Origin of the sequence: Exiguobacterium sp. s160 (assembly GCF_018617575.1) — a bacterium.
Lineage (GTDB): Bacteria > Bacillota > Bacilli > Exiguobacteriales > Exiguobacteriaceae > Exiguobacterium > Exiguobacterium aestuarii_A.
Genome location: NZ_JACSKK010000001.1, coordinates 949,863 through 963,322 on the forward strand (window position 1 = coordinate 949,863; position 13,460 = coordinate 963,322).

Consider the following 13,460-nt stretch of genomic DNA (forward strand, 5'->3'; position numbering starts at 1 on the left):
CACGTCAATTCGTCGGAGCCCCCACGACTTGATCACCGTCTTCCGCGTCTTTCGCCAGCAACTTCACGTGACGCCCGAACAGCCACATGACGACGAGATGGGCTTTCGCCTGAGTCTTCGTATAGAACCACCACGGAAGTGCTGGTACGAACTCATGGATGGCGACGAGCCCTTCATCCGACTCCGGTAATCGTCTAAACTCGAGACGTCCCGTCTTATCCTCTTCACTCAATTTGACGAACTTCCCCCCGTCAATCGCAAAGGATGCCATATCATCCGTCGCTTCTCGTTCAAGTGATAGATGAAGCGCGACGAATGACGGATCGAGCAGCGCGATCTCCCAATCATCGTCTTCTTTTGTCGTCTGAATGAGCGGATACATAAAACGACCGAGCCATTCAAAGTACGTGTCCGCCATCCAAATTGCCGACTTCTCTTCCGGCAGACCGAACCGCTGAATCGAGCGGACCGTATATGACTTCGGCTGCTTTTTCTTCTTGCCGCCCGAGGACTGTTTCTTCTCTTCTTCAAGGGCATGTTCGACCGCCTGTTTGAATGGAATCTCTCCCTGCCCGATGCCTTCGACGGTATCTTCCGCCACCATCGCGTGCCCCATGCTCTCGACGAGCGGATAGACGGTCGCCTTCGGTTCACCCGTGACAGCCATGACCCACAGACGCGACAGTTTGATTGTCGGGAACGGGAAGTCGAGCAGAACGCGACGCTTGTCCATAACCTCGGCCGTCTGTTCGATCATCTTCCGATACGTCATCACCTCGGGACCCCCGATATCGATATGACGATCATAAAGCGACTCGGCACCGACGACCGAGATGAGCGCCTGAACGGCTTCACGGATGTCAATCGGATGTGTCTCCGTCTTCGTCCAGCGTGGCAAGATCATCGACGGCAACCGCTTGACGAGCTTCGCTAAAATCGGGAACGACGAACCTTCCGGACCGATGATGAGCCCCGCCCGAATCGTCGTTACCGGTACGCCTTGTCCGCCGAGGATGCGTTCGACCTCGAGTCGGCTCTTCAAGTGACGTGACAACGTCTTCTCTTGTTTCGGAATGATGCCGCTCAAATAGACGATCTGCTCGATGTCGTTCGCCTTCGTCGCGCGGGCGAAGTTGTCCGCAATGAGTGCGTCCATGTCTTCGAACGTCGCCTGCGTCAAGCCGCCGTCCGGAATCATCGAGTGGACAAGGAACATGGCGTAGTCCGCTCCCTCACATGCTTCTCTTGTTGCCTCATATGAAAATAAATCACACGCACGCCATGTGATATGGGCTTCATCTTCTTTATTCTTCGTCGATCGTGACAACGCGATGATATCGTACTCTTCTTTTAGCTGCTCCATCACGTTCGAGCCGATATAGCCGCTCGCCCCCGCAATGACAATCGTTTTCCGCATAAAGCTCACTCCCCTTCATTTTCACATAGAGGTAATGTACCCGTCTTTTCGAAAAGATAAATCAGTCTAAGTATGTAGAGCCTGCCCGTTCGATTCGTAATAAAATGAGAATAATTAGAAAAAGGAGGGGTATTCATGGGTTTCTGGTATTTTCTTCTTCTTGGGTTAGGAATGATCTTCGTCGTGCGAGGGATTGCAAGTAGGGCGAAACAAGGTGGACTGATTTTAGTCGGGCTTGTGATGATCGGAGTATCCATATTTATGTTCCAAGATGGCAGCGCGGACTTGGTCGCAAGTTGGTTTGATCAAATTACGGGTCGATAGACCAGCAGTGGAATAAATCGATATCACCCGTTATAAGATTGGTAACCAACAGACTTCAATTCATGTGGAGGGAACACGACGATGAAACAGTTCAAACGAGTAAGTGCCATGGCGTTATTCGCCTTGATTGGGTTTGTTCTTTTCCACTATGCGACAGAGTCAAAGACAGGATCCGCTGCATGGACGACAGAAGCTGCGACACATCACTTCAAAGACATCTTAGACGCGCAACGAGTAGCAATTGAAGCACATACCCCGCTCGAAGATATCGAGCGAACGAAACTATCGCACGAAGATGATCTCGTTCGACTCGTCCTCGGTCAGCGGGATTGGGTCGAGCAGTTCCAATATACAATTCAGGATGTGCAAGTGGAGGAAAAAGGCGGTTTCTTATATGCGAATGCATATGTGACGAGACATCTTACATTCCAAAACGGTGTAACGACTGGGCTTGGTGACGAGATGACGATTCAATTGAGATCTCCGAATGAGGCAATAGAAGAAGTCGAGCTTGATAATCATAGTGTGACACAATCGGAACAACCTTTTTTCAAACGCTGGGTCAACCGAGTGTTGGATTGAATAAATCCCACTATCCAATTGGAAGGTGGGATTATTGTTAAAACGATAAATCTATGCCGCCACTCAAATAACGTTAAATATAGAGTCCTCTCATAACTGTTTGTTCATGGCGATGGACGCTTCTTGGAATCCGAGTCGTTTATACAATCGCTGTGCGTCTGGGTTCGTACCAAATACACTTAATCCAATGGATGTTGCACCAAGTTCTTCTGAGGCGACTTTCTCAAGTTTCTCAAACACTGCTGTCGCGTATCCTTGTCCACGGTACGTCTCTTCAATCAAAATGTGATAAATGAAAACACGTTTCGATTCAGCTTGAAACGCATACCACAAAATCCCGACACGAGTGTCTTCGTTCATCACATGAACAACGGTCTGCCCTTCCCCGGGGCGATTATCTGGGAAGAGGTCGTGAATCAATTGTGTCGATTCCTCTTGCGCCAATACCATCGGAAGTTGATAGTTTCGTGCCACATCTTTTGCATAATCGTCAATCAACCAAGTCACATAATTCGCGATTTCTTGTTCCGTCATCTTGTCAAAATGAATGGTCATCTGTTTACCCCTAATCGTTTTCCTTTAGTGTAACATACAATTTTTGGAATAAATATTTTTAATCAAGCTAAGATTTTTGTAAAGTTAACGTATGCTATAGGAGTGAATTTAATTTCATAAGCTTTACCAAACTCAACTTGCAAACTTTTCGAAAAAAGTCGCCTTCACTATTATGTTGTTCCTCCTTGATTTTCCATCTTGTAAGGACGTTCACGTCAATCTATTCTCCGAATCGACTAACCCATTCATGGAAATCACTCTTCAGTGCGTCAGAAATCGTGAAGACATCCATCTCTATCTTGTATTGACAGACCGAATAGCATATCGGATCCGCTCCCATATCGGCCTCTATCGTATGTCTTTTTCAAATTTTCACAATCACAAATCCTTTTTATCAATTCGCTACCTTATTTCTTTTTAATACGCGTCCAGACATAAATACATTATCTTCTTCGTTCATTCATTTTAGATTTTCTAGTGTCTGACTATAATGAATACTAAACAAAAGTCGAACCTAATTGATAAGGTTCGACTTTTTCACGTCTTCGGTGCCCAACTATTTTCAAATCCATTTTGAACAGCGTAATGATACAAATGAATGAGTTTTGACTCTTTGTATGTAGACAAATGTTCTGACGTACGCAGTTCATGATTTCGTTCTACCAAAGTATAAAGATAATCAATCTTCGCTAATCGATTATTCTTGCTTGTATTGCACGTCGGACATGCAAGAACAAAGTTCCATAAGACATCGTTTTGTATATAAGACCACGGAATGAAATGATCAACGTGAATCTGTTTTACCGGCTTTAAGCAATAAAAACACGTTGAATGACCGTGGCTTAATAAAATTTGTTTAAACTCTTCAAGCGATTGACGCACAGACACAAACTCCAGCTTACTCAAGATCCGTTTCATCGCATCTTGTGAATTGTACTTCTCTAAGAAGACGGCTAACTGATAGTTTGTCACGTTCATTAGAATGCGTTTGTATTTTTCAAAAAATACAACATACACCGGAACGAGCTGAATCCACTCTTCTTTTCGATTAAAGGAGTAAATCGTTTCGTTAAATGAGCGATAGAAAGAACCATATACGTATTTTTTATAAAATTGATTCACGTTCCGGATCAATTGACTTTGTTGATGTTCTGGTAAGCGGTCGAAGTTCCAATCTCGTGGGATGTCATTTTCTTTCTGAAAGGAGACCATAGCTTTTTCAACAGCGCTCTGCTTTCCTAGTTGATTCATCTGTGTCAAACCATGTGTCACAATGAGATTCCAATAGATTTTCGTCACATGTTTAGCAATCTGATGGAATGACACGACACCTGATTCATTTAATTCTGTTGTACATTCAAGTAACGCCTTCATCAATACATGTTTGTACGTAGTCGTGTGAGAAGCGTTCATCAGAAATTGTTGCGTAAAGCGCCATAAGTCAGATTCGGTTAAATACGTATTTTTTGCCTCAGCGACACTTAAATCCCATCCCAATGGCTTCACCTCCATCTATTCGTTGCACTATTGATTATAACGAATACAGATAGGAAGTGGATCACGGTGATTCATACAGGAGCAGAAAACTCTCTTTTGATTTGTTCGATATCAATCATTGTTTTTTCATGAACATACTGAACGAGCGCATCATACTGTTCGACCGTATTCAGTTTTTTAAATTTCTCTACATCCCCTCTAAAGCCTGCGAAATATTCACTTTGATACTCTGGATTGTTGAATAGTCTTAAATATTCCATATAGTCTTTGATTGTCATTTGGCTCACGATGTGAGATAAAATGGCCTCCCACTCCTTGATTCGTCCCTCATGAATCTGTTTTTTGATAACGATGTCTTGTGCTTGCTCCATTTTGATTTGTTGAATGCATTGCTCCACTTCTAGTCTATATTGGAACAACTCATCTCGATTTCGAGTGTCTAGCATAGGAGTCACTTCGGTTAAATAGTACTGATACCGTTGCTTTCGCGGATGCTTGTTCTTGGCTTTTTTAGGGCTTTGATCGAGATCATCGGATTTATTAAATCGTTTCTTTAAATTGATTGACCCTATAGCCCCAATGATTTCTTTGTTATGTTTTAATGCAAGTTTTCCTACAGTCGGACCATATTTTTTGACTCCATTCACAATAAGTTCCGTCGATTTTTTAGACATGAGGAATTCTCCTTTGATATGTAAATTTCATGACGATTTTCAAAAAACAACTCGTAGTTTCTATTCAACAAAGGAATGTTCAATCCCTTGAATCCATTCAAAAACCTAATAATCGGTTTCCGCTATCCATAAAAAAGGATTAATGAGCAGGCACTCAATAATCCTTCACCAAATCACTTTTTCTCTTGTTGCTTCTGCAAATACGCTTCACGAAGCTGGTTCAATCGTTCCTTCTTGTTCGAGACTGTCGGCTTTTTCCCGTCTTGATACTTTGCCGCAGCTACTTTGCTTCTCGTGTCTAGTTGATATTTCCCCATGCTCTTCACCTTCCTTTCTTTATAGCTTCAATCAAAAGCAAAGACCTTCTAATCTCAATGAAATTAGAAGGTCTTCATGAAAATCATTGATCGCAGTCGTTACAGACTGCTTCAAAATGGAGACGGCGGGAGTCGAACCCGCGTCCGAAGGCATCGTAACGTATGCTTCTACGTGTGTAGTTTATCTATTGAATCTCGATGTGACACTGCCGATAAACAGGCGTTGTCGCATCCAGTCTGTTTCATCTCTTCTTCGCGCCCTCAGACGGCGAGGTTGAAGCGTAGCTTGCTTAGTTTGAGACCCTGAAAGTCATCCACACAAGCGATGGATGTCAGGATCCGCAGGGCACTTAGGCTGCTGCGAGTTGTGTGTTAGTTTTGCCAGTTATAGGCGTTTGCGTTTTAACGAGGCCGACCCCTCGACACGCCACATACGACCGACCTACCCCCGTCGAATCCATAACGTCCCCGGGGTGGTAATTGGTACTATATTTAATATACCACAATCAGGATTCGTTGTCAGTATTTTTGCCGATCGCGCATCGCACGGTCGACGTCACGTTTCGCATCTTTCTTCTTCAAGTCCTCGCGTTTGTCGTACTTCTTCTTCCCTTTTCCGACGCCGAGCAGGCACTTGGCGAACCCGTTCTTGATATACACTTTGAGCGGGATGATCGTGTAGCCGTCACGCCCTGACGCTCCGATAAGCTGATTGATCTGTTTCTTATGCAACAATAGCTTTCGGACGCGGAGTGGCTCATGGTTGAAGCGGTTCCCCTGGTCGAACGGGCTGATATGACAGTTGTGAAGCGTCGCCTCGCCCCCGTCGAACCGGACGTACGCATCCGCGATATTGATCTTCGATTGACGGACCGACTTGATCTCCGTCCCTGTGAGCACCATACCCGCCTCAATCGTATCCTCGATCGCGTAATCAAAGGATGCCTTGCGGTTTTGGGCGAGTGCATTCGAATCTTTCTTCTTGGCCATACACATTCAGTCCTTTATCTACAAGATACGGAGGAAGGGACGAGCCCTTCCCCGTCAGCGACGCTTCTTCGCACCTCGTTTGGCGTCGCCTTTTCGTTTGTGCTTGTCTTTCTTCTTCAAGTCGAGTGCCGAACGGCCTTGAGACGACTTCTCCCCGTCACGTTTCGGTTTCTCGCCTGGTTTGCCCGGCTTCCCAGGTCTTCCTGGTTTGCCACGCTTTTTCTTGTCGTCCCGACCGCGACCGCCACGACGGTCTTTCTCATCCTTCTTCGGACGACCGCCTTTTGCTTTAATCGTCGTCGGTTGGCGACGCGTCGATGGTTCCCGTTTCGGCATGCCGACGACCGTGAAGTCAATCGTCCGCTCGTCTAGATTGACGGCGTCGACTTTGACACGGACGGCGTCCCCGATCCGGAACTGACGTTTCGTCCGCTCCCCAAGTAGCATGAGCTGCGATTCGTCGAAGTGGTAGTAGTCATCCATCGACTGAAGACGAACGAGCCCTTCAATCGTATTCGGAAGCTCGACGAACATCCCGAAGTTCGTGACGCCGGCGACGACACCATCGAACTCTTCACCGAGATGGGCTTCCATGTATTCGGCTTTCTTGAGCGCCTGTGTCTCGCGTTCTGCGTCGACCGAACGACGTTCCCGTTTCGATGCCTGTTCGGCGATCGCCCCGAGACGATCCTCGTACTTCGCAATCGTCTTCTCCGACAAATCGTTGTTGAAGACGTACGTGCGCATGAGACGATGGACAATCAAGTCCGGATAACGACGGATCGGTGACGTGAAGTGCGTATAGAAGTCCGTCGCGAGTCCGAAGTGACCAAGCGAGACATCATCATATTTCGCCTGTTGCATCGAGCGAAGCATGATCGTGCTGATGACCGGCTCTTCCGGTTCACCGTCGATCGCCTTCAAGATTTTTTGAAGCGTCTTCGGTTCGACCGTCTGTCCTTTGATGCGTTCGATGTGAACGCCAAAGTTTGCGACGAAGTCGAAGAAGAAGTCGAGCTTGTCCGGTTTCGGATTGTCGTGGACACGATAGATGAACGGCACGTCCATCTTATGGAAGTGTTCAGCGACCGTTTCGTTGGCCGCGAGCATGAACTCCTCGATCAACTTCTCGGCGACCGAACGTGGACGAAGCACGATATCCGCCGGCTTCCCTTCCTCGTTGACAACGACTTTCGCCTCGGCGAAATCGAAGTTGATGGCACCGCGTGAGTTACGGCGTTTCCGAAGGACTTCCGCGAGCTCGGCCATGAGGTCGAACTCACCGATGAACGGCTCGTACTTTTTCAACGTCTCTTCGTCATCGCGCTCGATGATCTCACGGACGTTCGTATACGTCATCCGTTCCGTCGTCTTGATGACACTCGGGAACAAGTCATGGCTGACGACCTTCCCGTTTTGCGGGGAGATCTCCATGACACAGCTTAGCGTCAAGCGGTTGACGTGCGGGTTGAGGGAACAAATCCCGTTCGAGAGTCGGTGCGGCAACATCGGGATAACACGGTCGACGAGATATACACTCGTCCCGCGCTCGAGCGCCTCGACGTCGAGCGGCGAGCCCTCTTTCACGTAATGCGAGACGTCGGCGATATGGACACCGAGCTCGTAGTTCCCGTTATCGAGTTTTTTGACGTGGACGGCATCGTCCAAGTCTTTCGCATCTTCGCCGTCAATCGTGAAGATCGTCTCGTCACGAAGGTCGACGCGACCGATGAAGTCTTTCTCATCCGCCTCGTCCGGCACCGCGTTCGCCTGCGCGATCACGTCCTCCGGGAACTCCGTCGGAATACCGTGTTTATAGACGATCGACAAGATGTCGACGCCTGGGTCGTTCTTATGTCCGATGATGCGGACGACGTCACAGGCACCGGCGAAGCGTCCGTCCGGATACTTCGTGATGCGCACGACGACTTTATGTCCGTCGACGGCACCGAGCGATTTGTCCGGGTTGACGACCGGCCAGAAGTTGATGCGCTTGTCATCCGGCTCGATGAAGGCGAACTGGTCGAGTCGACCGCTCGGGAGCGTATACGTCCCGACGAACTCCGAGAGTCCGCGCTTCAATACTTTCAAGAGAATTCCTTCTGTCTTGCCACGGTTGTCCTCGCGTTTTTTGACGAGGATCGTATCGCCATGGTAGACGTCTTTCAGTTGGTCGGGCGGCAAGAACACGTCTTCCGCTTCCCCTTCGACCGACAAGAAGCCGAATCCGCGCTGGTGAATCGAGATGATCCCCGCGACTTGGCCGAGCGAGGCGAGCGTCCCGTAACGGTTCGTCCGCGTCCGGCCGATGGCACCCTCTTCCTCGAGGGCATTCAATGTGCGGATGAGTTCTTTGAAGTCATCCGTCGACGCGAGCTGTAGTCGCTCGGTCAGTTGATCGACAGAGAGCGGTTTCTCGCTCGCCTGTAAGATCTCTAGTAATTGGTCACGTAAATTCAACGTGACACCTCCTTCTTAGACTGACCAGTCTAACGTTTCGAGAAAATCGAGCACGTCCTGGTGCAGTTTCTCTTTTTCTTTGTCGAGCGTGATCACATGTCCCGAGTTCTCATAAATGAGCAACTCTTTTTGGAACGTGTTGACCGCCTCGTAAATTTGATTCGCCGATTCCGGGTCGATCATGTTGTCTTTGGCGCCTTGGACGACGAGTGTCGGGACGAAGATGTCCTCGAGCTTCGACGCCGTGTCGCGGACGAAGGCACGGAGGTCTTTTAGCGTTGGCATTGGTTTGAACTCTGCCATCTCCTGCTCGATCTGTTCCGGCGACTTTTCTTCTCTACCCTTATATTCTCGGGCATATGCCTGGACTCCTTTGTACAAGCGGTCCTCGGCATCGATTCCAGTCGGCGCGCACATCGGGATGACCGCCTTGACGTCTTTCTCCTCGGCGAGACGGAGTGACATCACGCCACCTAGCGATAGTCCGCAGACGACGATCTCCTCATGGCCTTTGTCAACGAGTGTCTGGTAGGCGTTCAAGACGTCTTCCCACCAGTCTTCTGGTCCATATTGGAGTAACTCTTCCGGTGGGACGGCATGACCACGATAGATCGGTCCCATACATGTGTATCCTTCTTTTTGAAGGAAGCGACCGAGCATGCGGACATCCGCGCTCGATCCAGTGAAGCCATGTAACATCAACACGGCACGTTTTCCGCCCTCGAAGAAGAACGGTTTTGGTGCAGTCACTTTCATTTTATCTGTCATCTCCTCGTATCTACATTATTCCCAAAAAATAAATCGAAAAAACAAAAGCTGACCGCCTCACGTGAAAATCGAGAACGATCAGCCTTATCATCATAATGATGCGACTAGTAATCCTAAAATGAAAAACAAAGTGCCTAGTACAGCTGCAGTTCGGTTCAAAACAGCATCGAAGCCGCGCGCTTTCTGGCGTCCGAACAACTGCTCCGCGCCACCTGCAATCGCTCCAAGACCTTGCGACCGACCTGACATGAGCAGTACGACGACAATCAATAAGACAGCCACGACAAGTAGGCTGATTGTAGCGATCGTTTGCATAGTAGTCAGTTCCTCCTTCTATTTACACGCCTTTTATTATATAGAAGTTATCGTCAAAACACCAGCATTCAAATTATCGGGACGGGTAGCTGAATCCTTCCCCGATGACTTCCTTCACTTGGTGGATGACGACGAAGGCACGGTCGTCCGTCACTTGGACGATTTTTTTGAGTGGTGCGATCTGACGTTTGTCGACGATCATATACAACATGTTCTTATCTTGCTTCGTGTAATAGCCATGTCCATGGATGATTGTCGCCGATCGACCGAGCGTCTCCGTCAAAACGACGGCGAGCTCTTCTTGTTTGTCGCTGATGATCGTGACGGCCTTGCGGATGTTGAGTCCCTCTGCGACGAGATCGATGACCCACGAGCCGATGATGATGGCGATGAGCGTATAGAGGACGACTTGTTCCCCTAAGAAGAAGCCAGATGTCGCGACGACGATCGCATCGATGATGAACATCGAGACGGCGACGCTCAAGTGGAGATAACGCTCCATGAGACGGGCGATGATGACGCCCCCTCCGGTCGTCCCACCGACACGGAGCACCATGCCAATCCCGACCCCGATCATGATTCCGGCATAGACGGCCGCGAGCAGTTTGTCCTCGGCAGGGCTGCCCCAGTCGTGCGTCAGACTGAGGAAGAATGACGTCGCGACGACGGCGATGACCGAATAGACCATTGTCCGACGGTCGAGCAGCTTATAGCCGACGATGAAGAGAATCCCGTTCCCGATAATCGACGTGAGCCCGAGGTCCCAGCCGAACACGTAGTACAGGATGATCGTGACCCCGAGCAGGCCACCTTCCGAGAAATCGTTCGGTACGGTGAAGTAGTTGACCCCGAACGAGAGAATGAATGAGCCCGCGATGATCCAGGCGATGTCCTTCACCGAGATGGTTTGTAGCTTGCGCCATACTTGTTGACGCAATAGATGTTGCTGTTGACGTTTCATAAATTGTCCTCCTTCCATATAAAAAAGACCGCGGCCAAAGCCGCAGTCTTAAGATTGTACTGGCTTTGGCGCACCGTCTTTCATAATCGGCAACTTGCGCTCCGCTGCGTTCGCGTAGACGTTCAAGAGTGCCTCTTTTTCCAAATCCCAGTTATATTTCTCACGCGCGGTCTTCGTGTTCTCTTTGACACGCGCATAGAGTGCTTGGTCTTCAATCATCCGGTTGACGCCGTCTGCGATCGATTGTGGATCGTGTGAGTCGACGAGCACCCCGACATCGTTCCCCGCAACGACCCTTTCGATTTCAGGGAAGTCACATGAGACGACCGGTACTTCGGCCATCAAATACTCGAACAATTTGTTCGACGACGCCGAGTAGTGGTTGAAGCAGACGTTGTTCAATACTTGGAAGCCTAAGTAGGCGTTCATCGTATAGTAAGGTAACGCTTCGACCGGTACTTTGTCAATCATCTTGACACGGTCGCCGACGCCTTCCGTCTCAATCAACTGTTGAATCGTCGGTTTGAGCTTCCCGTCCCCGATCATGACGAGCGTACCCTCTTTGAAGTCTTTCGCCGCGAGCACGAGTTGTTCGAGACCGCGCCCTGCTTGAATCCCACCTTGGTACAAGAGAATCTTCTCGTCTTTCGGCAAGTCGAGGAGCGCATGCAAGTCCTTACGGAGCGAGAAGTCGAGCGGACGGTAGAACGGGTAGTTGTGGAGCACGTACGGATAGAACCCGTATAACTCTTCGTTGTGTGCCGCGCGCGTATGGTTCTCGACCATCATCGTATCGACGAACGGCAAGAGCCATCCCTCGAGGTTACTTTGGATGTAGCCGTAACCGGTACGGTCCGTCTGTACTTCGTGCGAATCATAGACGATTCGACCTTTGTTGAACACTTTTCCGGCGAGGAGTGCCTGCGGGAGCGTGTTCAAATCGTTCGCATGATAAAAGTCGTATGACTTCTTCGTCGACGTGAACACCATCTCGAGCATCGCACTCGCGTTGACGATTTGCTTACGCACTTGCGGCAACAAGATTGTCCCGACCGCTGCCCCGAGAGCGAGCATCGTGAACGGTGCGAGTAGGAACAAGCCGGCACCGACGAGTCCGGCACCGATTTGACGGGTCCGTTTCTCGCTCACCCATTGATACGTCTTCTTCGCGAACTTGAGCGCGTTGACGAGAATCGATGGCTGACGCTTCACGCGGATGACACGGAAACCTTCCGGACGTATCTCTTCTTTCGGTAACTCTTTATTTTTCGGGTCCTGAAGCGCAATCAAATCAACTTCATAACCTGCCTCGGCGAGTGCCGAGCATTCGCGAAGAACGCGCGCATCATTCGTAAAATGGTTCCATACAAACATACATACTGACTTCATTGTGTTTCCTCCATCACTAACTGTTGTACGACTTGATCTAACACGTCGATATTCTCTTCCCAACATAAATTCTCTTTGACGTAACGAATCCCGTTCGCCCCGAGCGCCTCCCGAAGGTCCGGTCGGTCGAGGAGCTTGCGGAGAATCCGCTCGATTTCATCGATATCCCGTTTCCGAGAGACGAATCCGACTTCGGCCGCTTCAATGACATTCGCCGCATGGCCTGACACTGCTGCGACAATCGGTTTGCCGACCGCCATATAGTCGATGAGTTTCCCAGGGATGACCGTATCAAACACTTCTTGCTCGATCAGGCTGACAAAGGCGACGTCCGCATTTTTAATCGCCTGAAACGCCTCCGTCCGTGGCATCGCTTCAAGGAACAAGAAGTTTTGGAAACCACGCTCCTTGATCGTCTGCTTCAACTCTTCTTTCCGATACCCGTAACCAATCAGTTTGAAGTGAATCCGCGGTTCGTCACGGAACCGTTCGGCGAGTTCGAGTAAGAGCGAGACATCTTGCGCGAGACCCATGTTTCCGGCATATAGAATCTCCATCCGGTCGTCCGGCGGAATCGTCCGCTCAAGCGCTCGTTCCGACTCCCGAATCGAGTTCGGCATGTAATGAATCTTCTCATTCGGGACACCGCGTTGACGCAGATAGCTACGGAAGCCTTCCGAGTTGATGATGACCTCGTCAGCTGCACGATACAGTCGCTTCTCGAGCCAAAATGCCGGCGCGAGCACCCAGTCGTGCTTGAACACGCCGACCCCTTTCACCGATTCCGGCCAAAGGTCACGAACGTCTAAAATGAGGGGGACACGATACTTCCGTTTCGCATATACCCCGACAAACGCCATAAAAAAAGAAGGGGTCGTCGCAAATACGACGTCTGGCTTCAATTTTAACTGACGGACGGACCCGATCCCTTTCACCATCTGTTCGAGGAACAAGAAGAGACGGCTGACCATGTTGGACGTATGTTTCCGCTTCTTCGTAATGAGTCGTTTGATGAACGGTTGGTCGTTCAGCTCCCGGTCATTCCAGAAACGGTCGTCCTGATACATATCAAAGCTCGGGTACGAAGGAGCGGCCGTGATGACCTCGACTTCATACCCGCGCTGCTTCATCAAATGCGTAATGTTTTGCATCCGGTTGCCGGCGCTGCCGATCTCCGGATAATAGTTTTGACACACCATGAGCATTGTTTT

14 protein-coding genes and 1 other RNA gene are annotated in these 13,460 nt (G+C 49.4%); 2 read left to right on the forward strand and 13 right to left on the reverse strand.

From position 1 onward, the window contains the following. Positions 1-4: 4 nt before the first annotated feature. A complete protein-coding gene (locus KNO86_RS04870; RefSeq protein ID WP_214693528.1) occupies positions 5-1,417 on the reverse strand; it encodes an NAD-dependent epimerase/dehydratase family protein in 1,413 nt (470 codons plus the stop codon). 135 nt (positions 1,418-1,552) lie between these two features. Here KNO86_RS04870 and KNO86_RS04875 point away from each other — a divergent pair, with 135 nt between their 5' ends. Both KNO86_RS04875 and KNO86_RS04880 read left to right on the forward strand, forming a co-directional pair. Further along, a complete protein-coding gene (locus tag KNO86_RS04875; RefSeq protein ID WP_214693533.1) occupies positions 1,553-1,741 on the forward strand; it encodes a hypothetical protein in 189 nt (62 codons plus the stop codon). An 81-nt stretch (positions 1,742-1,822) separates the two neighbouring features. Continuing rightward, positions 1,823-2,323: a hypothetical protein gene (locus KNO86_RS04880; RefSeq protein WP_214693535.1), complete on the forward strand. Its 501-nt coding sequence runs from the start codon at positions 1,823-1,825 to the stop codon at positions 2,321-2,323. A 90-nt stretch (positions 2,324-2,413) separates the two neighbouring features. Here KNO86_RS04880 and KNO86_RS04885 read toward each other — a convergent pair whose 3' ends face one another. From KNO86_RS04885 to KNO86_RS04940, 12 genes are all read right to left on the reverse strand, one after another. Next, positions 2,414-2,878 carry a GNAT family N-acetyltransferase gene (locus tag KNO86_RS04885; protein WP_214693536.1) on the reverse strand — a complete coding sequence of 155 codons (465 nt, stop codon included), beginning with the start codon at positions 2,876-2,878 and terminating at the stop codon, positions 2,414-2,416. 537 nt (positions 2,879-3,415) lie between these two features. After that, positions 3,416-4,375, reverse strand: a complete 960-nt coding sequence (locus KNO86_RS04890; RefSeq protein WP_214693538.1) for an HNH endonuclease — start codon at positions 4,373-4,375, stop codon at positions 3,416-3,418. A gap of 71 nt (positions 4,376-4,446) precedes the next feature. Continuing rightward, on the reverse strand, positions 4,447-5,049 hold the full coding sequence (locus KNO86_RS04895; RefSeq protein ID WP_214693539.1) for a hypothetical protein: 603 nt from the start codon (positions 5,047-5,049) through the stop codon (positions 4,447-4,449). 173 nt (positions 5,050-5,222) lie between these two features. Continuing rightward, positions 5,223-5,366 carry a hypothetical protein gene (locus KNO86_RS04900; protein WP_012726898.1) on the reverse strand — a complete coding sequence of 48 codons (144 nt, stop codon included), beginning with the start codon at positions 5,364-5,366 and terminating at the stop codon, positions 5,223-5,225. A gap of 114 nt (positions 5,367-5,480) precedes the next feature. Further along, positions 5,481-5,836, reverse strand: a transfer-messenger RNA (tmRNA) gene (gene ssrA, locus KNO86_RS04905). 49 nt (positions 5,837-5,885) lie between these two features. After that, positions 5,886-6,356, reverse strand: coding sequence for an SsrA-binding protein SmpB (gene smpB, locus KNO86_RS04910; protein ID WP_214693541.1), 471 nt, complete (start codon positions 6,354-6,356; stop codon positions 5,886-5,888). 54 nt (positions 6,357-6,410) lie between these two features. Further along, positions 6,411-8,816: a ribonuclease R gene (gene rnr / locus KNO86_RS04915; RefSeq protein ID WP_214693543.1), complete on the reverse strand. Its 2,406-nt coding sequence runs from the start codon at positions 8,814-8,816 to the stop codon at positions 6,411-6,413. Positions 8,817-8,831: 15 nt separating this feature from the next. Continuing rightward, complete coding sequence (locus KNO86_RS04920; RefSeq protein WP_074033592.1) at positions 8,832-9,572, reverse strand: alpha/beta hydrolase; 741 nt, start codon at positions 9,570-9,572, stop codon at positions 8,832-8,834. A 102-nt stretch (positions 9,573-9,674) separates the two neighbouring features. After that, complete coding sequence (secG, locus tag KNO86_RS04925) at positions 9,675-9,899, reverse strand: preprotein translocase subunit SecG (RefSeq protein WP_012726902.1); 225 nt, start codon at positions 9,897-9,899, stop codon at positions 9,675-9,677. A gap of 73 nt (positions 9,900-9,972) precedes the next feature. After that, on the reverse strand, positions 9,973-10,860 hold the full coding sequence (locus KNO86_RS04930; RefSeq protein ID WP_083600113.1) for a YitT family protein: 888 nt from the start codon (positions 10,858-10,860) through the stop codon (positions 9,973-9,975). Between the two features lie 48 nt (positions 10,861-10,908). Continuing rightward, positions 10,909-12,249 (reverse strand): glycosyltransferase, encoded by a 1,341-nt coding sequence (locus KNO86_RS04935; RefSeq protein ID WP_214693545.1) that lies wholly within the window; start codon positions 12,247-12,249, stop codon positions 10,909-10,911. After that, positions 12,246-13,454: a glycosyltransferase family 4 protein gene (locus KNO86_RS04940; RefSeq protein ID WP_074033967.1), complete on the reverse strand. Its 1,209-nt coding sequence runs from the start codon at positions 13,452-13,454 to the stop codon at positions 12,246-12,248. The genes KNO86_RS04935 and KNO86_RS04940 overlap by 4 nt, the downstream gene beginning before the upstream one ends. Positions 13,455-13,460: the final 6 nt, after the last annotated feature.

Coding starts and splice junctions, on each gene's coding strand:
- KNO86_RS04870 (WP_214693528.1), bottom strand. CDS start 1,417: ATGCGGAAAACGATTGTCATTGCGGGGGCGAGCGGCTATATCGGCTCG.
- KNO86_RS04875 (WP_214693533.1), top strand. CDS start 1,553: ATGGGTTTCTGGTATTTTCTTCTTCTTGGGTTAGGAATGATCTTCGTC.
- KNO86_RS04880 (WP_214693535.1), top strand. CDS start 1,823: ATGAAACAGTTCAAACGAGTAAGTGCCATGGCGTTATTCGCCTTGATT.
- KNO86_RS04885 (WP_214693536.1), bottom strand. CDS start 2,878: ATGACCATTCATTTTGACAAGATGACGGAACAAGAAATCGCGAATTAT.
- KNO86_RS04895 (WP_214693539.1), bottom strand. CDS start 5,049: ATGTCTAAAAAATCGACGGAACTTATTGTGAATGGAGTCAAAAAATAT.
- KNO86_RS04900 (WP_012726898.1), bottom strand. CDS start 5,366: ATGGGGAAATATCAACTAGACACGAGAAGCAAAGTAGCTGCGGCAAAG.
- smpB (WP_214693541.1), bottom strand. CDS start 6,356: ATGGCCAAGAAGAAAGATTCGAATGCACTCGCCCAAAACCGCAAGGCA.
- KNO86_RS04920 (WP_074033592.1), bottom strand. CDS start 9,572: ATGAAAGTGACTGCACCAAAACCGTTCTTCTTCGAGGGCGGAAAACGT.
- secG (WP_012726902.1), bottom strand. CDS start 9,899: ATGCAAACGATCGCTACAATCAGCCTACTTGTCGTGGCTGTCTTATTG.
- KNO86_RS04930 (WP_083600113.1), bottom strand. CDS start 10,860: ATGAAACGTCAACAGCAACATCTATTGCGTCAACAAGTATGGCGCAAG.
- KNO86_RS04935 (WP_214693545.1), bottom strand. CDS start 12,249: ATGAAGTCAGTATGTATGTTTGTATGGAACCATTTTACGAATGATGCG.
- KNO86_RS04940 (WP_074033967.1), bottom strand. CDS start 13,454: ATGCTCATGGTGTGTCAAAACTATTATCCGGAGATCGGCAGCGCCGGC.